Below are 25565 nucleotides of genomic sequence, written 5' to 3' on the forward strand. Positions count from 1 at the left end.
ATGAAGCCCGTTCGACGGTTCGTCGATCTCTCCATCTATCTCGAGAACGACGTCCTATCCGATCCGCCGCCGCTCGCGCCAAAGATCAGCTATCAGAAGCACGGAGATACGCTACCCGAATTTATGGCGATGCTGCCGGGTACGAGGCCCGAGGACTATCCCGATGGCGAGGCCGCCGCCGCGGAGTGGGTCACGCTGACGACCCACAGTGGCACACATCTCGACGCGCCCTGGCACTTCCATTCGACGATGGATGCGAGCCTGGGTGAATCGCGTCCCTCCATCACGATCGACCAAGTACCGCTGGAGTGGTGTTTCCAGCCGGGAGTGAAGCTCGACTTTCGTCACCTCCCGGACGGCTACGTCGCGACGGCCGCCGACGTTGAGGCCGAACTCGCGCGCATCGGCCATGAACTGCGGCCGCTCGATATCGTCGTCGTGAACACGCGAGCCGGATCGCGCTACGGGCATGACGATTACGTCAATGCCGGCTGCGGCATGGGCTATGAGGCGACCATGTATCTGTTGGAGCGTGGTGTGCGCTTGACCGGCACTGATGCATGGAGCTGGGACGCGCCGTTCTCCTATACCGCGAAGAAAATCGCGGAAACGGGCGATACGTCACTGATATGGGAAGGGCACAAGGCGGGGCGGGATATTGGCTATTGCCACTTGGAGAAGCTGCACAACCTCACCGCCTTGCCACCAACCGGCTTCACGATTAGTTGCTTTCCTCACAAGATTCGCGGTGCGTCGGCTGGATGGACGCGTGCCGTCGCAATTTTCGATGGGCCCGATGTGGAGGCGGTGGCATGAGCTTTTCGTCGATTCGTCGCGTGGTGACCGGACACGATATTGACGGCCGTGCTGTCGTTGCATCCGACGGCCCTCTGCCGAGTGTGGTGGAAATTGCCGCGATTCCTGGCACCGTATTCCACGAAGTGTGGAGCACGTCGTCGATCCCCGCCGTAGTGGACAACGGGCCTGATCCCACGATTGGTGCGCTCATGCTGGCGCCCCCGAAGCACGGCACCCGTATGCGCTTCGTCGACATTCCGCCCGACACGCCGGAATTTCTTGCGCACGGTGCGACGAAAATGTACGACGCCTTCAGCCAGATCGGTGATGTCAAAGCGTCGACGGTCGAGCCGGGCTCCCCTCATCCGCTGATGCATCGCACCGAGTCGATCGACTACGGAGTGGTGATCGAAGGCGAAATGACCTTGATCCTCGACGCTGCCGAAGTCGCACTCGTGCCGGGCAGCGTGGTGATTCAGCGCGGGACCAACCATGCTTGGGCGAATCGTTCGGGCCGTCCATGCCGCATGCTGTTCGTTCTGGTCGACGGTGCCTATGATCCGGCGATTGCCGCCGTGCTCGATATGCCCACACACGGAGGTGCATGATGAAATTCGCCACCTTGCCCGACGGAAGTGCCGATGGCCGCTTGCTGCTGGTGTCGCGCGACCTTCGCCATGCTATCGAGGCTGCGCCGATCGCACCGACTTTGATTGATGCGCTCGACCGCTGGGAGGCGCTTGCACCGGCCTTGCAGGCGCGTTACGACGCACTGAACGCTGGCAGCGTGCCCGGGGCGCATTCGTTTGACCCGATCGAATGCGCAGCGCCCTTGCCGCGCAGTCCGCAATGGTGCGATGGTTCGGCGTTTCTGAATCACGGCCGCCTGATGGAGCAGGCGTTCAACACTTCGCCGATCCCCGAGTTCGATACGGTGCCGGTCATGTACCAAGGCGCCAGCGACGACTTCCTCGGCTCGGCCGATGACGTTCCTTTACCCAACGAGGATGACTGCATCGATTTCGAAGGTGAATTCGGGGTGGTGGTGGGGCAAGTGCCGATGGGCGTATCGGCCGCGGCTGCGCTGGGCTGCATCCGTCTGATCGTCCAGCTCAACGACTGGAGCCTGCGGGCGTATGGCCCTCGCGAAATGAGGACGGGCTTTGGTTTCCTCCAGGCCAAACCCTCTACAAGCTTTGCCCCGGTCGCCGTTACACCTGACGAACTTGGGAGGGGCTGGCGCGACGGGCGCGTGCATCTGAGCTTGCATGTCGAATGGAACGACCGTTGGTTCGGACATCCGCATGGACGTGAGATGAACTTCGGGTTCGGTGAACTGATCGCGCATGCAGCCCGCACGCGCCGCCTGTCGGCGGGGACGATCGTCGGGTCCGGCACCGTGTCGAATGCCGATCGCAACGCGGGATCGGCATGCCTTGCCGAGCGTCGCGTAATCGAAATGATCGATGAAGGGAGCGCGCGCACGAGGTTCATGCGCTTCGGTGACCGGGTCAGGATGACGGCGCGCGATGACGCCGGCAACGCACCGTTCGGCATGATCGATCAGCGGGTGGTGCGCGCTCCGCGCGCCGACGATGAGGATACGTACCCATGAGAGTGATGGTAACCGGGGCGGGTGGATTTGTCGGAACGGCGTTGGTTGAACGGCTGCTTCGCGACGGTATCGCGAAGACGGGCGATGTGTCGGAGCTGTTGTGGATCGATCGGCAATCAGGGTGGCCGCACGGCGATGCTCGAATTACGGCGCTTGTCGGCGATTTCAGCAGCCGGGATATTCTCGAATCGTCCCTGTCGAGACCTGTCGACGTTGTCTTTCACCTAGCGAGCATGCCTGGCTCGCAGGCGGAGGCCGAACCGGAAGAGGGCGACCGGGTGAACCTGTCGGGCATGCTGGCTCTGTTCGAACGCCTGGCAAAACAAGCGATCGAGCACGGGCATGCGCCACGCGTCGTCTATGCCAGCAGCGTCGCGGTGTTGGGCGATTCTTTACCTACATTCGTGGACGAGCACACCGTGTCGAAACCGACGATCAGCTATGGCGTGCACAAGCTGGTCGGGGAACTGCTCCTTGCCGACTGGACGCGACGCGGCAAGCTGGATGGCCGCGCGATACGCCTGCCGGGCATCGTGGCTCGTCCGATGCTGTCTACAGGGCATGGATCCGCGTTCATGAGTCAGATTTTCCGCATGGCGCAGAGCGGCCAATCCTATACGTGTCCCGTATCGGCGTCGGCTACCGTGTGGTGGATGTCTCGCAGATGCAGCGTCGATAACCTGCTGCACGCCGGACGCATGTCTGCGGAGGGTTTGTATACGGGTCGGGTCTGGACGCCCCCGGTGCTGCACCTTTCGGTTCAAGAGATCGTCGATGTGTTGGTCCAACGCTTCGGCCCGTTCGACATCGATTACGCACCGGTGGAGTGGATCGAGCGCCTTTTCGGACGACAACCTCCGTTGACGGATCACCGCGCCATCGAGGCGGGATTCCGGCACGACGGTACGATTGACGAACTTGTGACGCATGCGCTTGAGCTAGAGCGCCAGCCCTCCTGAACCGTGACGCGCTCCGAACTGCTCGACCGCCAAGTCGAGCAGTTCGAGGACATCCCCGGGTAACTCGGTATGTAGTAGCCAGCCTCTGAGTGATCAGCTACGTACGCCCGGAATTGGCGCCTGCTGAGACCGCAACATATAAGCGGCTTGGCCGGCAGCGAGCATGATGCTCCATTCGACAGTTTGCGCCTTGAGGGGGACAAGCAGATTGAGGTCCGGCTTGTTGAAGCGCATGTCGTCAGGGGTTAACCCAAAGAGTATTCACATAATCGATATCTCGAATGGATGCAAACAATTTTGCGCTTTCCGCCATCCTCCGTAGTCTCACTGCGATCAAACACAAAACGAAATACGGAGGCTAGAAATGGATCGCTGCCATGCGAAGGACGAGTTAACGTCTGCTACTTCGGAGGTGCAGTGATGCTGCAGCAGCGGATGACCCGGGCGCGGACCATGCGCGTCGCCTCAAAGACCTCCGAAGCGCTCGACATCTTCTCCTTCGAACTGGTGGACGCTGCTGGCGAACCGCTGCCCGCGTTCTCGGCGGGATCCCACTTGGACGTGTACACCCCGGCAGGGCCCATTAGGCAGTACTCGCTATGCAACGATCCGCGCGAGTCGAATCGCTACCTGATCGCCGTGTTGAGGGATCCGGCCTCCCGGGGCGGCTCCGTAGCCATGCACTCTATGGAGGTTGGCCAGACGCTGAAAATCAGCGATCCAAAGAACTATTTCCCGCTTGTCCATGATGCCCGGTCGAGCATCTTGTTCGCCGGCGGCATCGGTATCACTCCGATTTTGTGCATGGCCGAACATCTGGCCGCCTCAGGTGCCGACTTCATGCTCCACTACTGCACCCGATCGGCGGAACGCACCGCGTTTGCGGATCGGATCGCGCGTTCGGCCTTCCGCGAGCGTGTCTTCTTTTATCACGACGACGGTCCTTCGAATCGCCGGCTCGATGCGCAGGCTGCCGTCGGCAAGTTTGCACTCGGACGCCACCTCTACGTCTGCGGCTCCACCGAATTTATGGAGTGGATACTCGACGCGGCGCGGGGGCTCGGGTGGCCCGAGAATCACCTACATCGCGAGTACTTCGCGACAGCGCCGACACGCACCGATGAGGATGACACGCTTGGGATATCGAAGGCTTCGACCGGTCATGTTATCTCTCCGGATAAGAATCAAAGTGTTGTCGCGGAGTTCGCCATGAGCGGGGAGGCGGAGGCGCTCGGTGCCGCTCGCGGCACGTGCGCTCAGCCAACTACGTCGCCGCATGCCGAGCTGCACCCCGATCTGGCACTGAAGCTGATTATCGTAGGCCGCCGCAGGCCCGGCACCACGCTGGCCGACCACCGACGCCACATGCGGCGAGTGCATGGCGAACTGGTAGTGCAGAACATCGCCGCCGATCCCACCAATGCTCCGCGGCGCTATGTTCAAAACCCGGTGTTTGACGGCACGTTTCGCGCCACCGACACGGGTGCGGCGGACCCGTTCGCGCTGAATCGCGACTTCGTCACCCAGATCTGGTTTCCGGACATGGCGTCGCTGATGCGCGCACGTCAGTCCGCGTTTTATATGGAGAAGGTCAAGCACGACGAGGACAACTTTGTCGACCAAGCCAGCGTCGTCTTCATGCCGGTTCGTGAACGCGTGATTGCAGGCGCCGCCGCGCCGGCCACCCAGCACGTCAAACTATTTGGTTTCCTGCAGCGCTCGCCCGGTGCAACGCCCGAAGACTTCCGCCGTGCCTGGGACACCGCGCCCTGGGCCGTGGCTGGCTACACCGGTGTTCTGCGGTACACGCAGAACGACACGCTGCCGACCCCGACAGGGCTGCCGCTGGTCGACGGGATCGACGAGTTCTGGTTCGACGACGAAGCCGACGCGCGCATCTTCCTCGCATGCTGGCAGGCGTGGGTGTCCGAGGCGCTCGTGTGCCCCGGGCTCGCACCTAAAGGCCGCCATTTCGTGCTGCTCGTGCACGAGGACGTTATCCACGCCGGCCCGCGCTGACATCTTCCGTTTCTTCTGGGCAAATATCCGCCGTGAACATCGTCGGACTCGACGACCTCGCGGTCTGCGGCTAGTTTCGGGGTAAGCGATTGATCACGGCCCTCTTGAGAGGGTGACGAAAGGCGGCAAGGATAGCGCCCGCGAAATATTGCGGGCACGATAGTGGACAGAACTGACAACGTTCTTGGGGCGGAACGAAACGGACGAATTTTTCCGACGAGTACTCTCGGGCAATTGTGGAGATGACATTGACGCCCGGGGCGTCGACCTCACCGATTGATCGCGAGAACGGCCTTTATGCCAGATGTCGAAAGATAGGTATTCCGATGCGCATGGACCCCGTTCGAGCCGTACTGCGTGAGCTGATCAAGATTGGCCCAGCGGACGATGCTCGCTAGCGGGAGGCAAGTCGACATGGTGTGGTTGCCGGAGGTCAGTGCCGCGCCCGTCAGCAGCATCTTAAGTTGGGCGCTGGCTCTCGATCACCGCTGCCAACCTCCGCGCCATCGCCTGACGTTGCAGTTGTGCGCGACGGGCTCTATTCGGCCATCAAAGGCCGTTGGGCGAAGTTGCCCGGGTGTCTGCTCGCAGATTGTCAAAAGACGACGGATGAAGCCTGATCAGCGCGTTTTCCTAGGTGCGACGGTCGGCTGTCCGCAGTATATTTTGCGAAGCAAGCCCTGCGCGCAATACTGAAGCGCACGGAGGAAACTTGGTGCGCATCGTACACATTTGCTAATACAACGAGTAGCGGGAATAGGTCTCGATAGGAATGATTGCCTGAGCGGGAACTCCTCCCCCTGCGCGTGCCGTTCTCAAATGTTCAACCGCAGTGCGAAGCAGGAGCCGAAGATCCTGTGTGAGCAAATAGTCGATGGTATCGGAACGCAACAGCGGCTCGGTTATTCGGTTCACTTCGTGCGTGATATAAACCGTCCGGCCCACGAGATCGCGTTCACGCAGCGCCGCTGCCAATCCTTCATTGCCGCCCGCCACGTTGTAGATGGCGTCGAGCTTGCCGTGTCCCTGTAGAAAGCGCTTGGTCGCCTCATAGGTCGCAGCGCCGGAATCTGCACCTTTGATCACCTCCACGAGATTCACGTTCGGGAACCGTTGTCTTAGCAACGAACGGAAGCCAATCTCGCGGTCCTCGTGGCACGTATAGGAGAACGTGGCGACGACCACTGCGACGTCGGGTGCGGCGTGCGCCTGCAGATGCCGTCCAATGAGGAACGCCGCGGACTGACCCGCCGCGCGATTGTTGACGCCTACGTAGGTGTGGCGGGCGTCAGCATCAACGTCGGTGATCAGCGTCACGACCGGTTTGCCGGCAGCCATGCATCCGCGCAGTGCCGCAGTTGTTGCAGCCGTATTCGTGCAGATGATCGCGATACCGTCTGTCTCATCGGCAGCTCTGTGCACCCTCGCGGCGACTTCGTCGTCAGGCGCTCCCACGCAACTCTCGACCTCCAGGCGCACGTCCGAGGCCGCGAATTCCGCTTCGAGTCCAGCCGCGCTGCGCGCCAATTCCTCCGTGAACGCGTCGCCCGCCTGGGGTAGCAACCTGAACACATAGCTGCGCTGTCCCACCGGAGTGACCGGGTGCACTGGTGGTTTGGAATCCAATTGCCTCAGCGCGGCATCGACAGCACTGCGCGTGCGTGGATGCACGCCGGGCCGGTTGTTCAGCGCGCGATCGATTGTCGCCCGGCTGAGCTGCGTTATTTCCATCAGTTGTTTCAGTGTCGGCTTACCCATTGTCGCGCGGTCCTGGTTGTCGCAGCGCGGCATAGCCCGCGCACGCATCATTTTGCCTCAAAAATGAGGCTATTGAGGCTGCTGCCCTGTTTGGTGCCCCGCATAGGCCGACACGCGGATTGTGGAATACCCTATATGGCTCATAATGAGGCATATTATGGTTTGACCGTAGCTCATAAAGAGCCTTAAATGCACTCACGGATGATCAACGGATCATCTCATGACGACGGTCAACATCGGGAAGGGGGCGATTCATGTCCAACCAGCAAGACAGCAGACAAACGATCACCATGGACGACTGGTATAAATGCCGACTCGACAGGAAGGTGCTCAAAGAGGTCACACGGCGTAACGACACCGCCGCGTTGCTGCACTTTGGCGGTTTCATCGCGTTGGTCACGGCAAGCGGAGCGTGCGCGTGGCTGTCGCTCGATACTCTCTGGTGCGTACCGGCGTTCTTCCTTTACGGAACGCTCTATGCCTTCGCGGAGGCGATGGAGCACGAGTTGCGTCATCGCACGCCCTTCAAAAGCGAATGGCTGAACGAATCGGTGCACTGGCTGATCTGCTTTATGACGTGGCGCGAACAGATCTACAGCCGCTGGTCACATGCGCAGCATCATACGTACACGCACCTGACAGCAACCATCCCATCCGACGTTGAGCTCGCCGTCATGCGGCCGCCGAACTACCTGAAGCTCGCCACCGATTTTCTGCGCGTTTCGCACGGCATTCATCATCTTGGCAATATCGTGCTGCACAGCTTCGGCATCGTGTCGAAAAGCGCGAGAGCCGTCGTGCCGGTCACCGAATATCGTGCGATGTGCCGCAATTCACGCGTGATTCTGCTGCTCTACATTGGCGTGGCCGGTTGGGCACTTGCCGTCCATAGCTGGCTGCCCGTGGTGTTCCTCCTATTGCCGCGCGCCTATGGCGCATGGCTGCATGAATTGCTGGCGATTACCCAGCACACGGGGCTGCGTGAAAACGAACTAGATCATCGCTTCTCGACACGAACGATCAAGCTCAACCCGGTGCTTCAATTCCTTTACTGGAATATGAACTATCACGTCGAGCATCACATGTTTCCCAACGTGCCGTTCCATGCGTTGCCGAAGCTGCGTGAGGCGATCCAAGCGGACCTACCGCCTGCCTATAACGGCCTTTTTAGCGCGTGGGGCGAAATCCTCCACGTGTTCAGAATGCAGCGGCGCGATCCTGACTTTATGGTGACCCCGCTCGTACCCGGCAAGCTGCCCGTGGCGGCCGCGGGCCAAACTACTGATACGACGCTTGGCGCGGTTGAGACCCGCTGAGCCCCGGAGACACGTTAATGAACATCCTGCAATGGCATTTCGTCTGCGCATGCGATGACATCGAGGAAGAAGATGTCATTGAGTTTAGTCACGACGATAAGCTGTATGCGATCTATCACACGCCGACTGGCTTTTACGCATCGGCAGGCCTGTGCACCCACGAGACGGCGCGCCTCACTGAGGGACTCGTGTTTGGCGACATTATCGAATGTCCGATGCACATGGGACGCTTTCATATTCCGACAGGCACGGCGAAAGGTGCTCCCGTCTGCATCAATCTCGCCATTCATCCCGTAAAAATTGAGGACAACAAGGTTTTCATCGGATTGCCAACGGATTGACTGCGGCAACTTGCGGTCGAGGCATGGCGCGAATGGCCGATGTCTCCCCATCCGCAAACAGACCATAAACAAGGAGACACGTATGAAGCATGCTATTGGAAAAGTGCTTGGCATTAGCGTCATTGTGCTGAGTATGGCGCTATGCACGGGGGCTTGTGCGGACCCGGTTGCCCATTTCGATTTCATCACGCACGCGCCGGATTCCGATGCGTGGTGGAACACCGTCAAGAACGGCATCACGCAAGCCGATCAGGATTTCAACGTCCGGACCGACTATCGCAATCCACCAAACGGTGACATCGCGGACATGGTTCAACTGGTCAATCAAGCGGCAGCACGCAACTATGACGGCGTGGTGCTGACGATTGCCGACTACGATCTGCTGAAAGGAGCCGTCTCGAAGCTGAAGGATAAAAACATCCCTTTCATAACGGCCAATACCGGTACGGAGCAGCAGAGCGCCGAGCTCGGGGCGCTCATGCACGTGGGCCAGCCGGAGTACCTAGCTGGCAAAGAGGCCGGACTGCGTGCGAAAGCCGCCGGTATCAAGACGTTTGTCTGTGTGAATCACTATGCCACCAATCCGCTCTCATTCGAGCGGTGTCGTGGGTTTGGTGAAGCCATTGGTGCAGCCTCGAAGGCGTCGTCGCTCGATGTCGGCATGGATCCGACCGGCATCGAATCGAAGGTGAGCGCATATTTACGGACCCACCCGGATACGCAAGCCGTGTTGGCGCTAGGGCCAACTTCCGCGGACCCGACCATTCGCGCCGTGACCAAGCTGGGGCTTGCCCGGAAGATCTGGTTTGCCACCTTCGATATCGATCCTGACGTGGCCAAGGCAATCAAGGACGGCACCATCAAGTTCTGTACCGACCAGCAGCCGTATTTGCAGGGATACATTCCGATCGCCATGCTCGCAATCATGCACAAGAACCACAACACGGATGTGATCGCGGCTCGCGCGGAACTTGAGAAGAACCCGAGCTTCATCAAGCGTCTTCAAGACTATGGTCTGAAGCCGGTCTACGGGGCGCGCAACATCAGCTCGGGACCGGGCTTTATTACGCCGCAGAACATTGATCAGGTCTCGGCGCTGGCCGGCCGCTACCGCTAAGCGCAAGAGGAGCCACCGATGAATGCAACGCACCCGATGGTGATTGTCGGCGCAGGCCAGTGCGGAGTGCGTGCGGCGCAGGCGTTACGCGAGAACGGCTGGAAGGGCGCCATCGCGCTTCTCGGCGACGAAGGTTTGTTACCTTATGAACGGCCGCCGTTATCGAAGTCAGTGTTGCTCGGGAAAAGGACGACCTCGCAATGCACAATCTACGACGAGACGTTCTTTCGGGAACAGCGCATCGATCTGCATACCGATGCGCCTGTGGTTGCCATCGATCGTGCGGGGAACAGGGTGGTCCTCGCCAGCGGCGACACGCTCGGCTATCACCGGTTGCTGATTGCGACGGGTGCACGGCCACGCCTGCTGGATCTGCCGGGAGCGAAGCTCGCCGGAGTTCATGTGCTGCGTGGCGTGCGCGACGCGCATGCGATTAGCGTCGAACTGCGCCCGGGCCGCCGCATCGCAGTGATCGGCGCAGGCTTCATCGGGCTTGAAATCGCAGCGACAGCGGTGGCGCTCGGTTGTGAGGTCGTCTTGCTCGAAGCGGCGCCGCGGGCATTAATGCGTGCCGTACCTGAAGTCGTGGCGGAATGCCTTGTGGCGCTGCATAGACAACGAGGTGTAGACATCCGCTTCGGCGCGCACGTGGAGTGTTTGATCGGAACAGCGCGTGTAAGTGGGGTGGGGCTTGTCGATGGAACAACATTGGCGTGCGACGCCGTGATCGTGGGCATTGGCGTGACACCATGCACTGAACTTGCTCAGGAGTCAAAGCTTGACGTCGAAAATGGCATCGCAGTCGACGCGACACTATGCACAAATGACCCCCGCATTTTCTCGGCCGGGGATGTTTGTTCATTTCCCCACCCGCTGTTCGGCCGCCGGATTCGGCTTGAATGCTGGAAAAACGCTGAAGACCAGGCGCGTGTCGTCGCGCGCAATATGCTTGGCCACGGCGAACCCTGTTCGTCAGTGCCATGGTTCTGGTCTGATCAATACGACGTGACGATCCAGATCACCGGCATGCCTGCGCTCGGAGCGACGACGGCGGTACGCGAGACGGGTTCGGCGTCGCACGTGTTCTTCGCACTGGATGGCGAAGGCGTGCTTGTCGGCGCGAGCGGGATTGGCCAGGCTGGTGAAATTGCGCGCGACGTGCGCTTCGCGCAAGAACTGATTGCGCGGCGCGCGCGCGTGGAGCCGCGTCTACTTGCCGATCGCGCGACGAAGCTTAGGTCGCTGCTCGAAGCGGAGGCGCCATGAGTCAACGACTGCTTGTGTTTCAGTCACTTTGGGCGATGGAGCGTCGCCACACCGATGGCTACGAACGCACACTTGAAGAGAACGTGCGGATGATTGCCGATGCCGGGTTTGAAGGCGTGAGCGCGCACTATATGAAGCGTGAAGACGTAAAGCGGCTTGCTCAATTGCGTGCTGCATGCGGACTGCACGCGGAAGGTCAGTGTTTTCCACGCACGATCGATGATTTACAACCCGTGCTTGAAAATGCCGTCGAATTTGGTGTGCATCATATCGACCTGCAGCCGGACGTACGTCCTCGCACCACCGCAGAATGCGTAGCTCTGCTCGATGGCTGGCAGAGACTGGCCGAACAGGTCGACTTCCCGGTCTACATCGAGACGCATCGCGATCGCATGACCACGGATCTCTATTTCACGCTTGACCTGCTCGATGCTCGGCCCGATCTAAAGCTGCTTGGAGACATCTCGCATTATCTCGTTGGACGCGAATTCTCGTGGCCGGTGTCCGATGAGAATCACGGGTTGATGCAACGTATCCTGGATCAGTCGTGGGCTTTTCATGGGCGCGTCGCGAGTCGCGAGCAAGTGCAGATAGAGTTATCGTTCGAGCCGCACCGAATGTGGGTCGATCTGTTTCTCGACTGGTGGGGCTATGGCTTCGCGTCGTGGTGTCGACGGGCGGATACGGACGGCACCCTCGCCTTCACTTGCGAGCTTGGACCTAAACCGTACGCGATCATTGGCCGCGACGGCAACGACACGACCGACCGCTGGGCAGAATCGCTGCTGCTGCACGACATGATCCGTCAGGTGTGGATAGATGTTCAACGCGACGTTCGACCAACGGACCACGCAAATCACGGACAACAAACGCTTCAGCACAGGAGTTCAGTATGAAGACACGAGCAGCCATTGCATGGAAGGCCGGTGCGCCGCTGACCATCGAGGAAGTGGATCTGGAAGGCCCGCGCGCGGGCGAGGTGCTGATCGAGGTGAAGGCCACGGGGATCTGCCATACCGACTACTACACGCTGTCGGGCGCCGATCCGGAAGGGATCTTCCCGGCGATCCTCGGCCACGAGGGCGCGGGCGTGGTGGTGGACGTCGGCCCCGGCGTCGGCACGCTGAGGAAGGGCGACCACGTGATTCCGCTCTACACGCCGGAATGCCGCGAGTGCAAGTTCTGCCTGTCGCGCAAGACCAACCTGTGCCAGAAGATCCGCGCCACGCAAGGCAAGGGCCTGATGCCCGACGCGACTTCGCGCTTCTCGCTCGACGGCAAGCCGATCTTCCACTACATGGGCACCTCCACGTTCTCGAACTACATCGTCGTGCCCGAGATCGCGGTCGCGAAGATCCGCGAGGACGCGCCGTTCGACAAGGTCTGCTACATCGGCTGCGGCGTGACGACGGGCGTGGGCGCGGTGGTCTACTCGGCGAAGGTCGAGGCCGGCGCGAACGTGGTGGTGTTCGGCCTCGGCGGGATCGGCCTGAACGTGATCCAGGGCGCGAAGATGGTGGGCGCCGACAAGATCATCGGCGTCGACATCAACCCGGCGCGCGTCGAGCTCGCGAAGAAGTTCGGCATGACGCACTTCATCAACCCGAAGGACGTCGAGAACGTGGTCGACCAGATCGTCCAGCTGACCGACGGCGGCGCCGACTACTCGTTCGAGTGCATCGGCAACGTCACCACCATGCGCCAGGCGCTCGAATGCACCCACAAGGGCTGGGGCCAGTCGTTCATCATCGGCGTGGCGGCGGCCGGCCAGGAGATCAGCACGCGACCGTTCCAGCTCGTCACGGGCCGCGAATGGAAGGGCTCTGCGTTCGGCGGCGCGCGCGGGCGCACCGACGTGCCGAAGATCGTCGACTGGTACATGGAAGGCAAGCTCAACATCGACGACCTGATCACGCACCGGCTGCCGCTCGATCAGATCAACGACGGCTTCGACCTGATGAAGAAGGGCGAGTCGATCCGCTCGGTCGTGGTGTACTAGACAGAGCTTTGACCGTCTTGCTTTGCTTGAAGGTCCAGGCGTAGTTCGCTGCAGGCTTCAGCAGATAATTGGGTCTTCGCCATCTCTCGAAACTTGCTCTGCCACTCGGCCGTTGCCAAGCGCCCGAAGGCCTCGGGTACATCAGTGCGTGCTAGCCGGTAGCGGCGACCGCAACGCCAGAGGTGGTCCCGCAAATTCGGACAGTGTGATAAGTGGAGCGACCGAGACCTGAGCCGGAGATAATGCCGACAGAGGAACCGAGAACATGACTGGAGTTGCCCCCGTAACTCCGGACACGGCCCCCACTTAGGTGTAGAAGTTCAGACTTGATCTGACAGTAAGGCCTTGCCAAGAGGTGGGGTTACCCGTTTTGATAGAGGTGCGAATCTTCATCAAAACAGCGCGCAAGCGCCAAGGAGTAACCCCGTGAGTAGTCTCAACCAAAATGTCATCCGCCTATCTGCCGCTGGCGGAGCTGCAGGTCGATCTCGATACTTGGCTGATGTACTACAACGGCGAGCGAACGCATCAAGGTAAGATGTGTTGTGGTCGCACGCCTCTGCAAACGCTCATCGCGGGCAAGGAGGTGTGGAAGGAGAAAGTGAGCCACCTGAATCTGTTCTGACAGTCACGCACCGTCGGAACGGGTAACTGTCAGATCGGATCGCGACTTCTACATATCAATGTCCACCCGCAAAACGCCCCGTCGCCGTGGTTGCAGTCAAAGCTCTGTTCTCAAACTGTCGAAGGCGTCCCGCAGGAACTTGGCCACCGGCTTTCGCTGGCCGGTCTGATCCCTCCACGCCTGAAGCGCGAGTCTCATCGCACCGACGGACACCACAGCCACCATCCGAAGGGCCAACCGCCGCTCAGGCTGCCGCCAGACCTCACACAGCGTGTTGAACAGCGCCTGCTCCTGCTCCGCGTAGTACGCCTGCTTGCGCGCAAGGAGCGATTCGCTCGAACGCATGAGATTGTCCGCGGCTGTCATCTGCTCGGTCGTATAGCGCGCGATGTGCTTCACCATCACATCGCGAACAGCATCGAGTGGCGGTACATCGGGCGATGTCTTCAGCAGATCGGCAATCAGCCTGGCCGAATCGGCGTCCTGCCAGAACAAGATGATGTCGTCCTTCGATTTGAAGTACGAGAAAAACGCGCGGCGCGAGATGCCGGCCGCTGCTGCGATGGCGTCCAGCGTTGTGCCTTCGTAACCGTTGGCGAGGAACAAGCGCTGGCCGACCTCGGCGATGCGCTGACGTGTTTCGCGGCGCTTGCGTTCCCGCAAGCCTTCTGTGGGCGCTGTACCTGCGAGAGGGAGGGTTCCTGACATTCCGATGGCCTATTGCTAGACTGCACCAAGTGCATTAAAGTTAGCACCAAGTGCATGTTTATATGCACTCAGTATACATTCCCATTCCTCGACAGGCAAGGATCATGACCCACTGGACGGTTTCCGACATCCCTTCTCAACGCGGCCGTACGGCGGTCGTCACCGGTACTGGCGGCTTGGGGTTCCAAGACGCGCTGGCGCTGGCCCGTGCCGGTGCAAACGTCATCATCGCGGGTCGAAATCCCTCGAAAGGGGCAGCAGCAGTCAATCAGATTCGCCAAAGTGTTCCTGGCGCGAATGTGACTTTCGGGACGCTGGATCTCGCCAGCCTCGAATCCATCAAGGCGTTCGGCGAGAGCCTGCGGAGTTCGCGCGACAGCCTCGACTTGCTGATCAACAACGCGGCAGTGATGACGCCGCCGAAGCGTCAGGTGACTTCCGACGGATTCGAGTTGCAGTTCGGCACGAACTACCTGGGTCACTTCGCCTTGACTGCCCAACTGCTGCCGCTGCTGCGCAAGGGCAACAAGCCACGCGTGGTGAGCCTTTCAAGTGTCGCCGCCCGAAGCGGCACGATCAACTTCGATGATCTGCAAGCCCAGCGCAGCTACAGGCCGATGCCGGCTTACTGCCAATCGAAACTCGCTTGCCTGATGTTCGCCCTTGAATTGCAACGCCGCAGCGATGCTGCGGGCTGGGGCATCCAGAGCATCGGTGCCCATCCTGGCATTTCGCGCACCGATCTGTTGCCCAATGGCGCCGGAGCATGGAGCGCTCCGGGTCTGGCTCGTCGTTACATGTGGTTCCTGTTCCAGCCGGCAGCGCAGGGTGCGTTGCCGACCATCTTCGCCGCGACTTCACCGCAGGCTCAAGGCGGTGTCTACTACGGTCCGGACAAGCTCGGCGAAACACGCGGCTATCCGGCCGTTGCCAAGATTCCTCCGCAAGCACTGGATACGAGCGTCGCTGCGAGGCTGTGGATTGAGTCCGAAGGGCTTACGGAAGCGGTCTTTCGATAAACCAAGCATGCACAAATAGATCATCTATGCAGCCTATGGCTGGCTCACCCTTGAATCGCCCAGGATTTTAAGGAGGCTGCAAGGTAATCCCGCCGTTTTCCACGGGGTTCAGAAGTAGAAACTAAGCTATAGAAGTCGCAACCCGATCTGACAGTTACCCGTTCCGACGGTGCGTGACTGTCAGATCAGATTCAGGTGGCTCACTTTCTCCTTCCGCACCTCCTTGCCCGCGATGAGCGTTTGCAGAGGCGTGCGACCACGACACATCTTACCTTGATGGGTCCGCTCGCCGTTGTAGTACATCAGCCAGGCATCGAGATCGACCTGCAGCTCCGACAGCGTCAGATACAGCTTGCGGCGGAACGCGACCTGATAAAACTCCTGCAGGATGGTTTTGTGGAACCGCATCGCAGATGCCATTCGTCTGCGGATGTCGCGCCTTGGTTTTGGTGTGCTCGATGTCGTTCAGCGCCAGGTACAGCTGATAATCGTGCGATTCCGGCTTGCCGCAATACTCCGTGCCTCGATCGGCCAGCATGCGGATCACACCCATGTCGTGCTCCTCGAAGAACGGCAGCACCCGGTCATTGAGCAGATCGGCCGCCGTGATCGGCGTCTTGGAGGTGTACAGCTTGGCCATGGCCACTTTGCTGTACGTGTCGACGAAAGTCTGCTGGTAGATCCGGCCTACGCCCTTGATCGTGCCCACCTAGAACGTGTCTTGCGAGCCCAGATAGCCGGGATGAGCGGTTTCGATTTCGCCATGAGCCACATCGTCGTCCTGCTTTCTTTCCAGCGCGGCCACCTGGTCCTCGCTCAGCACGACGCCTTTTTCAGCGACCTGCTTCTCCAGCGCCACGAGCCTCAGCTTGAAGGACGACAACGCGTGACGCAGCCGGATCGAACGAACCCCGGATGCAGACACGAAAATGCCGCGCCGGCGTAATTCGTTGCTGACCCGAACCTGCCCGTGGGCGGGCTGCTCCATGGCATAGCCCAGCACGACGATTTCCGTCGATTCATCGACGCGATTCTTGGGATTCGGCTTGCGCCGATTGCTGTCGAACAGGGCATCGATGCCGCCCTCGGCCACGGCGTTCTGATAACGGTAGAACGTATCGCGCGAGAGCCCCATCACCTTGCAGGCTTTCGACACGTTGCCCAGCTCGGTGGCCAGATTCAGCAGACCGATCTTGTGGCGGATGACGTTTTGGTTGAGACTAATCACGGGGTGACTCCTTGGCGCTTGCGCGCTGTTTTGATGAAGATTCGCACCTCTATCAAAACGGGTAACCCCACCTCTTGGCAAGGCCTTACTGTCAGATCAAGTCTGAACTTCTACACCTAAGGTGTAAGATCTCTCGGCAGGTTGAATTCCAAAGTGAGCGAGGACGAATCCAGGGTCGATTGATGTATGCTTAGCATCACTCCACTCTATATTCTACGAGATATGCGCCGGAATAACCGAAATTACCTTTTTCACACTGGCGAGCTCTTCCAGCAGCTAAGTGCCGGGCTTAACTCCGTCCGAGATGCTGTGGGAAACATCCCCCGGGATCAGTTTCTCGCGACGAGCGTAGATACGTTGGTTGAGTATATTGAACAGAAGTTTCACATTGAGCCCTTGGTCCTTCACGAGGATCAGATGCAGATGGAGCACAGCGAGACAAAGATCGATGTTACCGGGCGGATTGAATACGGAAGCTTTGACGGTAACCGCGTTCTGACGGATGGGCATAAATTGCGATTCTTTCTACCGTTCTCTGGTAACGCCGAGCTCTGGAATTTGCGGCCGAACGCATGGAGTTCGATGGTTCCTGAAGGTGAAGTCGATACTCTTCGGCGGATATTGACAATTTCATTTTCAAATACGAGCAGTACGGCGCCAGAATGGTATAAAAACGAACTTGAAAGTACACTTCAGTTGATTCGTCAATCCATTTCTTCCCAAGCTTCGATGATCAAGGAACATCTGTCGTCAGTGAGCCGGACAGCGCGAGATGCGATTGCACATCGAAGGCAGGGCATTGATTCGCTTCAAGGGCTTTCTTCGGTTTTTAACATTCCAGTGGTCAAAAATTTGGGGATGCCTGAATTTAAACCTCTTGAAATAAAGAGAAATTCGGCTCGTGCCCTCCCTAGGGCCCCAGTTTCAGGTTACAGGCCTGAGCCAGCAATCAATGAGGAGTTGTATGAAGAGATATTGGCGAATATTCGGCATATGGGGGCAACGTTCGAGGGAACGCCCCAAACTTATCAGCCTATGGGCGAAGAGGGGCTGCGCGATATTCTGCTTGCAAGCTTGAATGGCCTCTATAGAGGAAATGCGACAGGGGAAGCCTTTCGTAAATACGGAAAAACCGATATTCGCATCGAAGAAGAGTCTCGGTCAGCCTTCGTTGGCGAATGTAAGCTTTGGGGCGGAGAGAGAGTTCTGAGTGACGCGCTTGATCAGTTGCTCAGTTATCTTACGTGGCGTGACTGCAAGGCTGCACTTGTCTTGTTCAATAAATCGGTCGCTGGATTCTCGGGCGTGCAGGCAAAAATCGAGAGTGCCTTATCTCAGCATGGGCTGTTTTTGAGGGTGAAGTCGGTGATGCAGCCTGGAGAGTGGCGATTTGTATTAAAATCAAAAGAGGATGATGGGCGCGAAGTCACTGTGCAAATCTTCTGCTTTAATCTGTTTGTGTCGGAAGAGCGGGCGGGAAAGAAACGATAATATTTAATGCTCGAAATAGGATCGATAACCGATACTCTGTGAAACGACGACAGCCCTTGCGCATCTAGCAACCCAAGTCTGCGCCATCGGGCAGGAACGCTAGCACGCTGCGTAGGTCGTCCGCGTTCCGGTAAACGGGCAATGGTTTGCCGATTGGACCAGTGCTACTGGCCAGAACGGTATTCGTGTATTGGACGCCGCGGAGATCGGTATGCGAGTGAACATCTTGATTCAGACAGGCCTGCACGCGACAGTGTTTTGTCGATTGCATTATCAATGATGGTTCAGGCGGCAGATTAGTGTGCCGACGACGTAAATTGCACCCTACAGGTGTTTTTTAGCGGGATTCGTTGAGGTGGCGGCAGGCGTTGGCGCGGTGGCCGCAACGCTCCCCACAGTAGCTCCCGCCGGGTGCAGCGGTGGTGGCTTGGCCGGTGCCGACATCGGAATCGATGGCGGCGAGGGAGGTGCGAAAAACGGCGGTGAATGGCTACCAGTGTCCCGGTGCTGGCTCGACGCCACTGCAGCGGGGTTTTCCTGGCCTTCCGCAGCCGCTTTATCGAAACTCGCCATCCAGTTATAAGCGTCGGGGCCGGTACGCCATGTGCCCTTCGGAGAACGAATACCGCTGAAGTAGTCCGAGTGCCCTGCGTCGTTGGTTGTTCCGACGCCGTATTTCGGCGTGTATGGTGTGGGGGTGGACGAAAGCCGCCATTGCGGCGGTTCGGTCGGTGCACTGGTCGATCCGATCGCGGTCAGCACGGCCTGCGTATGCGCGGCGGTAAGATCGCGCACCTCGTTCTCGTCGGGCATGTTGCGATCGCCGTCCTGATGGTGCGTATGCGCCGGTGAGTAATGCTGCGACAGCGACGATCTCCCATGCGTATATCGCACTCGAGTTTCGAGCGTGCCGGCGCCCTCGCCGTTACCACGGATTCGGGCGACGTTGACCTCGCGCACCTGAGCATCTGGCACCAGCTTTGAGAGCGCATGGTGGCTTTCTTCCATCGCCATGTCCTCGATGTTGCTGCCGACTGCTGCTGGCACCGCGCCTAATGTACCGGTGAACCCACCGGTCGCCTGCTGACGATGATGCGCAATTTCCGAAAAATGGACGCCGCCGCTATGCGGGGCTCCCTGCTGTCCAGGCACCTGCCGAAGGCGAGCATCCAATCTGTGACTGATCGTGGTCTGATCTGTCGACCACGAGCGGCGATCGATATGTGGGCCGGTCATCCCCATGCCCTCCAGATGGCGACCCGGCGAGACCCGTCCGCCATATACGACCAAGAAGCTGTCTGGCGAAGCGCTGCTTGGTCCCGCGAGCGCCAGCCTTGCCCGATTCAACTCGGCGGAAGATTGCCCGTCCACCGGTGTCAGCGCACGACCGGCAGCAGTCACGTGTGAACGAGACTGCTCGTTGGCACGTGCGGCCATCAATTCCTCGTGCTGTTGGCGCTTCTGCAACGTGGACGACCTGACGCTGCGTCGCGATTCATCCGGTGCATGGTCAGCACGCGTCGCCGTGACAGGATCGGCAACGTCGGGCATCGGCACGTGCGCCGATGTCACAGCGACCGGCGCGACCAGGGAAGGACGTGCAGCCGTGGCAGCGATCGACGGAGCAGACGCATGCTGCGAGGGAATCGATGGGAGAAAACCCGCCGGGGGCATCCCAAACGCGGATGCTCCGCCGGATGTGGGCGGCGCTGGCGTGAAAGCCGAGGGCGGCGCAGGCTGGACCGACGGTAGAAATGAACGCGCTGTCGATTCGGCGGAGGGTTGGCCGCGACCTGGCTGACCGTTTTGACTATTGGGATCGCGCTGTCGAAGGTTACTCATGATGTCTGGATAACGGCCGTCACGTACAGGGAAGCTGGATCGCCAGATCGAACAACTCGAATTGCGGCTGGAAGACCCGCGGGCCGACGAAGGCGCCGCCGATATGGCCGCCGCTCGGGCGGCGCCGCACGCGTAACGCGAAAGTGTCGGTCGGAAGCCGCTGCCTGATCACCTCGAACGCGAAGAGCGCGTCCATCTACTTGAATTAATCCTGTTCAGAGTGTAACGGGGCTATCGGGACCGGCGCGACGTCCTGGTCAGAGCCTCAAGTCGGATCACGTCGGTTTCGTAGTCGCGGAGCGCGGTCAAATAGAGGCTGGCCATTGCCGCCTCGCAGGCAAGGGTCGTCCATAGTATGAAAGCGCCGAGAGCAGTGTCCTCGTAGATCTGTTGGCGTGGCAGGCGTGACGAAGCCCTCGCTTGTTGCATGTGCTCGCGGATCACGAACTCCGTTTGGCGCGTCAGTATGTCATATGTGAGGCTGGAAGCTAGCGGCATGACGGATTCCGTTTGGTGATGTGTGAAGTTCCGCTAAATTGTAGAAGTCGCGACCCGATCTGACAGTTACCCGTTCCGACGGTGCGTGACTGTCAGATCAGATTCAGGTGGCTCACTTTCTCCTTCCACACCTCCTTGCCCGCGATGAGCGTTTGCAGAGGCGTGCGACCACGACACATCTTACCTTGATGGGTCCGCTCGCCGTTGTAGTACATCGGCCAGGCATCGAGATCGACCTGCAACTCCGCCAGCGTCAGATACAGCTTGCGGCGGAACGCGACCTGATAAAACTCCTGCAGGATGGTTTTGTGGAACCGCTCGCAGATGCCATTCGTCTGCGGATGTCACGCCTTGGTTCTGGTGTGCTCGATGTCGTTCAGCGCCAGGTACAACTGATAATCGTGCGATTCCGGCTTGCCGCAATACTCCGTGCCTCGATCGGTCAGCATGCGCATCACACCCATGCCGTGCTCCTCGAAGAACGGCAGCACCCGATCATTGAGCAGATCGGCCGCCGTGATCGGCGTCTTGGTGGTGTACAGCTTGGCCATGGCCACTTTGCTGTACGTGTCGACGAAGGTCTGCTGGTAGATCCGGCCTACGCCCTTGATCGTGCTTACGTAGAACGTGTCCTGCGAGCCCAGATAGCCGGGATGAGCGGTTTCGATTTCGCCATGGGCCACATCGTCGTCCTGCTTTCTTTCCAGCGCGGCCACCTGGTCCTCGCTCAGCACGACGCCTTTTTCAGCGACCTGCTTCTCCAGCGCCACGAGCCTCAGCTTGAAGGACGACAACGCGTGACGCAGCCAGATCGAACGAACCCCGGATGCAGACACGAAAATGCCGCGCCGGCGTAATTCGTTGCCGACCCGAACCTGCCCGTGGGCGGGCTGCTCCATGGCATAGGCCAGCACGGCGGTTTCCCTAGCTTCATCGACGCGATTCTTGGGATTCGGTTTGCGCCGATTGCTGCCGAACAGGGCATCGACGCCGCCCTCGGCCACGGCGTCCTGATAGCGGTAGAACGTATCGCGCGACAGCCCCATCACCTTGCAGGCTTTCGAAACGTTCCCGAGCTCGGTGGCCAGATTCAGCAGACCGATCTTGTGGCGGATGACATGTTGGTTGAGACTACTCACGGGGTGACTCCTTGGCGCTTGCGCGCTGTTTTGATGAAGATTCGCACCTCTATCAAAACGGGTAACCCCACCTCTTGGCAAGGCCTTACTGTCAGATCAAGTCTGAACTTCTACACCTTATCCCCGCTGCCCAAACTCTGCTTCCTGCGCCGTCCACCCTGCCACCCGCTCGCTCAACGTCAACCCGAGCCCCGGCCGCGTCGGCACGATCATCCGCCCGTCGCGCGTCTCAAGCTTCTCGTTGAACAGCGGCTCGAGCCATTCGAAGTGCTCGACCCACGGCTCGCGCGAATACGCCGCCGCCAGATGCACATGCAGTTCCATCGCGAAGTGCGGCGCGAGCATCATGCCGGCGTGCTCGGCCAGCGTAGCTACCTTCAGGAACGGCGTGACGCCGCCCACGCGCGGCGCGTCGGGCATCAGGTAATCGGCGCCGCGCTGGCGGATGAATTCCCAGTGCTCGGACACGCTCGTCAGCATCTCGCCGGTGGCGATCGGCGTGTCGAACTGCGCGGCGAGCGCGGCGTGGCCCTCGGCGTCGTAGCAGTCGAGCGGCTCCTCGATCCAGATCAGGTCGAACTGTTCGAACGTGCGGCACATGCGCTGCGCGGTCGGGCGGTCCCATTGCTGGTTCGCGTCGACCATCAGCGGGAACGTGTCGCCCAACTGCTTGCGCACGGTCGAGACGCGATGGATGTCGAGCGCGCAGTCGGGCTGGCCGACCTTCAGCTTGATGCCGCCGATGCCCTTCTCGCGCGAGATTTCGGTGTTCACAAGCAGTTGATCGAGCGGCGTGTGCAGGAAGCCGCCCGAGGTGTTGTAGCAGCGCACCGAATCGCGCTGCGCGCCGAGCAGCTTGGCCAGCGACAGGTTCGCGCGCTTCGCCTTCAGGTCCCACAGCGCCACGTCGAAGGCGCCGATCGCCTGCGCCGCCATCCCGCTGCGGCCCACCGACGCGCCGGCCCAGGCGAGCTTGTCCCACAGCCGCGCGATGTCGTTCGGATCTTCCTCGAGCAGCGCCGGCGCGATTTCCTTCGCATGCGCGAACTGGCCCGGCCCGCCGGCACGCTTCGAATAGCTGAAACCGAGGCCGCGGTGGCCGTCGGCCGTCTCGATCTCGACGAACAGGATCGCGATTTCGGTCATCGGTTTCTGGCGGCCGGTCAGCACCTTCGCGTCGCTGATCGGGTTGGCGAGCGGCAGGAACGTCGAGGCGATCCGAATCCACTTGATGCGATCGTTCGAGGCTTGCGGCGTGAGCGGCTTGACGGTGTTCATGAGCAGGGTCCTTGACTGAGGCTTGACGGCCGCAAGCGCACGGTGCGCGCGACCCGAATCAGGTGATTGCGCAATCATTCTAGCAACAAATGATTGCGCAACCATGATCGTTAACACTGAAGGCGAATCGAAGCGGTGGAAATGATCGATACGGCGCGCCGGCTACGAGCTTCACGAAGACGTTCGGAAAGCGCGCCAGCGCGAGCAGCTCTCGAATCTGGTCGGCGCGTTCGGGAGGGTATCGACCATGTGATCGATGACCACGGCGAGATCGGATGGCGATCGGCAACGCGGGAAAGGCGAATCCGCGCGGCAACGGCTGCCGTGCGGACGGGGAGGCGGCACGGCGGGCCATCGGGCGGGCCGCGAGCGCCCCGGGCATCAGCTTCGACGCTATGCTGCCGCGCTTGGGCGGCGGATACCGCGCCTCCGATTGCGGCTTCAACATCGCGAGATAGAGCGGTACGATCACCAGCAGGCCGAGCCGGCCCGCGATGTAGAACAGCGCGCGCCGACCGGACGCGTCGTACAGCGGCGTGAGCAACATGAAGCCGATGGCGAGCGCGAGGAACTGGCCGTAATACTGGATCACGGCGTTGGCCTTGGTGCGCTCGTTCGGCGCGAACCAGGCGGTCGCGAAGCGCGATTGCTGCGGCCAGTAGATGCCTTCGCCGATCCCCTGCAGCACGCGGCAGATCAACAGTACGGTGATCGAATTCGTCATCCCGATGTGGAACGTCGCCACCGATCACAGCGCGAACGTCCACGCCGCCACGTATTTCGGGTCCCGGCGCCGGGGCAGGGCGCCGCCGAGCACGTTGGCCACGGCGTAGCCGATCAGGAACGCCGTCGGCGGCCGGCTCGCGGTGGCCGCCATGTTCGGGCCAGCGAAACCGAAATCCCTCGCGATCGAGCAGAGCGCCACCGACAGCGCGAGCCGGTCGAGATACGCGACGAACAGGCCGGCCAGCAGGCTGCCGCCGATGCGTATCCATTTGTGCGATGCGTTCGTGCATGTCTCCTGCTTCGTGGATCGAAGCCCGTCGTGTTGCGCGTGGTGTCAACCGTGCGCGACGGCGGCGTCGCGTGCCTGCGATCCGGCATCGTCGATTTCGATGCGTTCCAGCTTGCCGACGATCAGAAGATAGGACAGCGCGCCGAGCAGCGACAGCGCGGCGATATACGTCAGCGCGATCTCGAACGAACCGGTGAGCTTGATCATCGCGCCGATCGCCAGCGGCGTGACGATGCTGGCGAGGTTGCCGCACAGGTTGAAGATGCCGCCGCTGATGCCCATCGCGTGCTTCGGCGAGACGTCGCCGACGATGCACCAGCCGAGGTTGCCGACGCCCTTGGCGAAGAACGCGAGCGACATCACGCCAATCACGAGCGCAGTCGAATGGACATAGTTGGCGGCCACGATCGAGCACGACAGCACGAGCCCGGTGATGATCGGCGTCTTGCGCGCGGCCGACAGGCTGAAGCCGCGCTTGAGCATCCAGTCCGACCACGCGCCGCCGGCCAGGCCGCCGATGCAGCCGGCGATCGCCGGGATCGAGGCCACCAGCCCCACCTTCAGGATCGACATGCCCTTCGCCTCGATCAGGTAGGTCGGGAACCAGGTCAGGAAGAACCACGTGATCGAGGTCAGGCAGAACTGGCCGATGTAGATACCGACCATCATCCGGTGCGCGGCGATTGCCTTCACCTGGCGCCAGCTGAACGGGCGCGGGCTGTCGCCCATCTTCGGCAGCCCGCCGCCAGCTTCGATGTAGGCCAGCTCGGCGGCGTTCACGCGATGGTCGCGCTGCGGCTCGCGCACCACCTTCAGCCACCAGAGGCCGATCAGCACGCCCACCGCGCCCGTCGTGTAGAACACGTAGTGCCAGCCCCAGGCGCTGACCGTGTAGGTCATGATCGGCGTGAACACCGCCAGCGCGAAATACTGCGCGAGCTGGAACACCGAGGTCGCGAAGCCGCGCTCGGCGCTCGGGAACCACATCACCGTCAGCCGGCTGTTGCACGGGAAGGCCGGCGATTCGGCGATCCCCATCAGGAAGCGCAGCGCGAACAGGGCCGCGAACGCCGATGCGAACAGATGCACGTAACCCTGCATGAACGTCAGCACCGACCAGACGATCAGGCTCACGCCGAGCACGAGACGCGCGCCGAAGCGGTCGAGCAGCAGGCCGCCCGGAATCTGCATGCCGGTATAGGCCCAGCCGAACGCGGAGAACGCGACGCCCATCGTCAGCGCGTCGAAGCCGAGGTCGTGGCGCATGCTCGGCGCGGCGATCGACAGCGTCGCGCGGTCGACGTAGTTGAAGGTCGTGACGATGAAGATCATCGCCAAGGTGAGCCAGCGCACGTTGGTGCGCCGGGATGTGTCGGGTCGTGCGGCCACGCCTGTCTCCTGAAGTGGATCGGTCGGACGAATCGCAGCGGGCTTTCCGTGTCGACGCGTCAACGTATTTTTTGACGATCATACAGTGATTGCGCAATCATTCAATTGATTTTGATTGCGCAATCACTGTCGTTTACACTGAGGC

Annotated in this window: 20 protein-coding genes and 4 pseudogenes; 15 read left to right on the forward strand and 9 right to left on the reverse strand. The window is 60.4% G+C overall.

From position 1 onward, the window contains the following. The 5 genes from bpln_RS24370 (at position 1) to bpln_RS24390 (ending at position 5391) form a co-directional block, all read left to right on the forward strand. Entirely contained in the window at positions 1–816 is an 816-nt protein-coding gene (locus tag bpln_RS24370) for a cyclase family protein (RefSeq protein ID WP_055140244.1), read from the forward strand. After that, positions 813–1406: a cupin domain-containing protein gene (locus bpln_RS24375; RefSeq protein ID WP_055140245.1), complete on the forward strand. Its 594-nt coding sequence runs from the start codon at positions 813–815 to the stop codon at positions 1404–1406. The genes bpln_RS24370 and bpln_RS24375 overlap by 4 nt, the downstream gene beginning before the upstream one ends. Beyond that, positions 1406–2413 (forward strand): fumarylacetoacetate hydrolase family protein, encoded by a 1008-nt coding sequence (locus bpln_RS24380; RefSeq protein WP_042629393.1) that lies wholly within the window; start codon positions 1406–1408, stop codon positions 2411–2413. The genes bpln_RS24375 and bpln_RS24380 overlap by 1 nt, the downstream gene beginning before the upstream one ends. Further along, positions 2410–3372, forward strand: coding sequence for an NAD-dependent epimerase/dehydratase family protein (locus bpln_RS24385; protein WP_055140246.1), 963 nt, complete (start codon positions 2410–2412; stop codon positions 3370–3372). Before bpln_RS24380 ends, bpln_RS24385 begins: the two co-directional genes overlap by 4 nt. Before the next feature lie 420 nt (positions 3373–3792). Then, positions 3793–5391 (forward strand): EthD domain-containing protein, encoded by a 1599-nt coding sequence (locus tag bpln_RS24390; RefSeq protein WP_055140247.1) that lies wholly within the window; start codon positions 3793–3795, stop codon positions 5389–5391. A gap of 735 nt (positions 5392–6126) precedes the next feature. Here the strand turns inward: bpln_RS24390 and bpln_RS24395 are convergent. Beyond that, positions 6127–7149, reverse strand: a complete 1023-nt coding sequence (locus bpln_RS24395; RefSeq protein ID WP_042629395.1) for a LacI family DNA-binding transcriptional regulator — start codon at positions 7147–7149, stop codon at positions 6127–6129. 254 nt (positions 7150–7403) lie between these two features. Here bpln_RS24395 and bpln_RS24400 point away from each other — a divergent pair, with 254 nt between their 5' ends. From bpln_RS24400 to bpln_RS24425, 7 genes and pseudogenes are all read left to right on the forward strand, one after another. Beyond that, positions 7404–8465 (forward strand): fatty acid desaturase, encoded by a 1062-nt coding sequence (locus bpln_RS24400; RefSeq protein WP_055140248.1) that lies wholly within the window; start codon positions 7404–7406, stop codon positions 8463–8465. A gap of 17 nt (positions 8466–8482) precedes the next feature. Beyond that, positions 8483–8806 carry a non-heme iron oxygenase ferredoxin subunit gene (locus tag bpln_RS34440; RefSeq protein WP_080937396.1) on the forward strand — a complete coding sequence of 108 codons (324 nt, stop codon included), beginning with the start codon at positions 8483–8485 and terminating at the stop codon, positions 8804–8806. Between the two features lie 82 nt (positions 8807–8888). Then, a complete protein-coding gene (locus bpln_RS24405; protein ID WP_055140249.1) occupies positions 8889–9923 on the forward strand; it encodes a sugar ABC transporter substrate-binding protein in 1035 nt (344 codons plus the stop codon). An 18-nt stretch (positions 9924–9941) separates the two neighbouring features. Beyond that, positions 9942–11189: an NAD(P)/FAD-dependent oxidoreductase gene (locus tag bpln_RS24410; RefSeq protein ID WP_055140250.1), complete on the forward strand. Its 1248-nt coding sequence runs from the start codon at positions 9942–9944 to the stop codon at positions 11187–11189. Beyond that, positions 11186–12085 carry a sugar phosphate isomerase/epimerase family protein gene (locus tag bpln_RS24415; RefSeq protein WP_042627798.1) on the forward strand — a complete coding sequence of 300 codons (900 nt, stop codon included), beginning with the start codon at positions 11186–11188 and terminating at the stop codon, positions 12083–12085. The genes bpln_RS24410 and bpln_RS24415 overlap by 4 nt, the downstream gene beginning before the upstream one ends. Next, the gene (locus bpln_RS24420) at positions 12082–13188 is read left to right on the forward strand and encodes an S-(hydroxymethyl)glutathione dehydrogenase/class III alcohol dehydrogenase (RefSeq protein ID WP_042627799.1); all 1107 of its coding nucleotides are present in this window, start codon (positions 12082–12084) and stop codon (positions 13186–13188) included. The genes bpln_RS24415 and bpln_RS24420 overlap by 4 nt, the downstream gene beginning before the upstream one ends. Before the next feature lie 457 nt (positions 13189–13645). Next, positions 13646–13813: pseudogene (locus bpln_RS24425) on the forward strand (IS481 family transposase); the annotation flags it as partial. A 96-nt stretch (positions 13814–13909) separates the two neighbouring features. Here bpln_RS24425 and bpln_RS24430 read toward each other — a convergent pair. Beyond that, complete coding sequence (locus tag bpln_RS24430; RefSeq protein ID WP_042627800.1) at positions 13910–14521, reverse strand: TetR/AcrR family transcriptional regulator; 612 nt, start codon at positions 14519–14521, stop codon at positions 13910–13912. 104 nt (positions 14522–14625) lie between these two features. On the opposite strand from bpln_RS24430, the gene bpln_RS24435 reads away from it, so the two are divergent. Next, positions 14626–15540, forward strand: a complete 915-nt coding sequence (locus bpln_RS24435; protein ID WP_055140252.1) for an SDR family oxidoreductase — start codon at positions 14626–14628, stop codon at positions 15538–15540. Between the two features lie 180 nt (positions 15541–15720). On the opposite strand, the pseudogene bpln_RS24440 reads toward bpln_RS24435, so the two are convergent. Further along, positions 15721–16768, reverse strand: a pseudogene (locus tag bpln_RS24440) (IS481 family transposase). Between the two features lie 186 nt (positions 16769–16954). Between bpln_RS24440 and bpln_RS36085 the strand changes: the two are divergent. Further along, positions 16955–18259 (forward strand): hypothetical protein, encoded by a 1305-nt coding sequence (locus bpln_RS36085; RefSeq protein WP_148654156.1) that lies wholly within the window; start codon positions 16955–16957, stop codon positions 18257–18259. Between the two features lie 324 nt (positions 18260–18583). Here bpln_RS36085 and bpln_RS36090 read toward each other — a convergent pair whose 3' ends face one another. Continuing rightward, positions 18584–19810 (reverse strand): hypothetical protein, encoded by a 1227-nt coding sequence (locus tag bpln_RS36090; RefSeq protein WP_148654157.1) that lies wholly within the window; start codon positions 19808–19810, stop codon positions 18584–18586. Positions 19811–20123: 313 nt separating this feature from the next. Between bpln_RS36090 and bpln_RS37945 the strand changes: the two are divergent. Next, positions 20124–20300 (forward strand): annotated as a pseudogene (locus tag bpln_RS37945) (IS66 family transposase); the annotation flags it as partial. Between the two features lie 391 nt (positions 20301–20691). Here bpln_RS37945 and bpln_RS24450 read toward each other — a convergent pair. From bpln_RS24450 to bpln_RS24465, 5 genes and pseudogenes are all read right to left on the reverse strand, one after another. Beyond that, a pseudogene (locus tag bpln_RS24450) lies at positions 20692–21738 on the reverse strand (IS481 family transposase). Positions 21739–21855: 117 nt separating this feature from the next. Beyond that, positions 21856–23016 carry an L-talarate/galactarate dehydratase gene (locus tag bpln_RS24455; RefSeq protein ID WP_055140253.1) on the reverse strand — a complete coding sequence of 387 codons (1161 nt, stop codon included), beginning with the start codon at positions 23014–23016 and terminating at the stop codon, positions 21856–21858. Positions 23017–23095: 79 nt separating this feature from the next. Continuing rightward, on the reverse strand, positions 23096–23740 hold the full coding sequence (locus bpln_RS24460) for an MFS transporter (protein WP_148654158.1): 645 nt from the start codon (positions 23738–23740) through the stop codon (positions 23096–23098). Between the two features lie 24 nt (positions 23741–23764). Then, on the reverse strand, positions 23765–23941 hold the full coding sequence (locus tag bpln_RS36840) for a hypothetical protein (RefSeq protein WP_158512066.1): 177 nt from the start codon (positions 23939–23941) through the stop codon (positions 23765–23767). A gap of 135 nt (positions 23942–24076) precedes the next feature. Beyond that, entirely contained in the window at positions 24077–25363 is a 1287-nt protein-coding gene (locus tag bpln_RS24465; protein WP_055141206.1) for an MFS transporter, read from the reverse strand. Between the last annotated feature and the right edge of the window lie 202 nt (positions 25364–25565).

The sequence above is a fragment of the Burkholderia plantarii genome (assembly GCF_001411805.1).
In the GTDB taxonomy this organism is placed as follows: domain Bacteria; phylum Pseudomonadota; class Gammaproteobacteria; order Burkholderiales; family Burkholderiaceae; genus Burkholderia; species Burkholderia plantarii.

Coding starts and splice junctions, on each gene's coding strand:
- bpln_RS24370 (WP_055140244.1), top strand. CDS start 1: ATGAAGCCCGTTCGACGGTTCGTCGATCTCTCCATCTATCTCGAGAAC.
- bpln_RS24375 (WP_055140245.1), top strand. CDS start 813: ATGAGCTTTTCGTCGATTCGTCGCGTGGTGACCGGACACGATATTGAC.
- bpln_RS24380 (WP_042629393.1), top strand. CDS start 1,406: ATGAAATTCGCCACCTTGCCCGACGGAAGTGCCGATGGCCGCTTGCTG.
- bpln_RS24385 (WP_055140246.1), top strand. CDS start 2,410: ATGAGAGTGATGGTAACCGGGGCGGGTGGATTTGTCGGAACGGCGTTG.
- bpln_RS24390 (WP_055140247.1), top strand. CDS start 3,793: ATGCTGCAGCAGCGGATGACCCGGGCGCGGACCATGCGCGTCGCCTCA.
- bpln_RS24395 (WP_042629395.1), bottom strand. CDS start 7,149: ATGGGTAAGCCGACACTGAAACAACTGATGGAAATAACGCAGCTCAGC.
- bpln_RS24400 (WP_055140248.1), top strand. CDS start 7,404: ATGTCCAACCAGCAAGACAGCAGACAAACGATCACCATGGACGACTGG.
- bpln_RS34440 (WP_080937396.1), top strand. CDS start 8,483: ATGAACATCCTGCAATGGCATTTCGTCTGCGCATGCGATGACATCGAG.
- bpln_RS24405 (WP_055140249.1), top strand. CDS start 8,889: ATGAAGCATGCTATTGGAAAAGTGCTTGGCATTAGCGTCATTGTGCTG.
- bpln_RS24410 (WP_055140250.1), top strand. CDS start 9,942: ATGAATGCAACGCACCCGATGGTGATTGTCGGCGCAGGCCAGTGCGGA.
- bpln_RS24415 (WP_042627798.1), top strand. CDS start 11,186: ATGAGTCAACGACTGCTTGTGTTTCAGTCACTTTGGGCGATGGAGCGT.
- bpln_RS24420 (WP_042627799.1), top strand. CDS start 12,082: ATGAAGACACGAGCAGCCATTGCATGGAAGGCCGGTGCGCCGCTGACC.
- bpln_RS24430 (WP_042627800.1), bottom strand. CDS start 14,521: ATGTCAGGAACCCTCCCTCTCGCAGGTACAGCGCCCACAGAAGGCTTG.
- bpln_RS24435 (WP_055140252.1), top strand. CDS start 14,626: ATGACCCACTGGACGGTTTCCGACATCCCTTCTCAACGCGGCCGTACG.
- bpln_RS36085 (WP_148654156.1), top strand. CDS start 16,955: ATGCTTAGCATCACTCCACTCTATATTCTACGAGATATGCGCCGGAAT.
- bpln_RS36090 (WP_148654157.1), bottom strand. CDS start 19,810: ATGCCCGACGTTGCCGATCCTGTCACGGCGACGCGTGCTGACCATGCA.
- bpln_RS24455 (WP_055140253.1), bottom strand. CDS start 23,016: ATGAACACCGTCAAGCCGCTCACGCCGCAAGCCTCGAACGATCGCATC.
- bpln_RS24460 (WP_148654158.1), bottom strand. CDS start 23,740: ATGACGAATTCGATCACCGTACTGTTGATCTGCCGCGTGCTGCAGGGG.
- bpln_RS24465 (WP_055141206.1), bottom strand. CDS start 25,363: ATGATCTTCATCGTCACGACCTTCAACTACGTCGACCGCGCGACGCTG.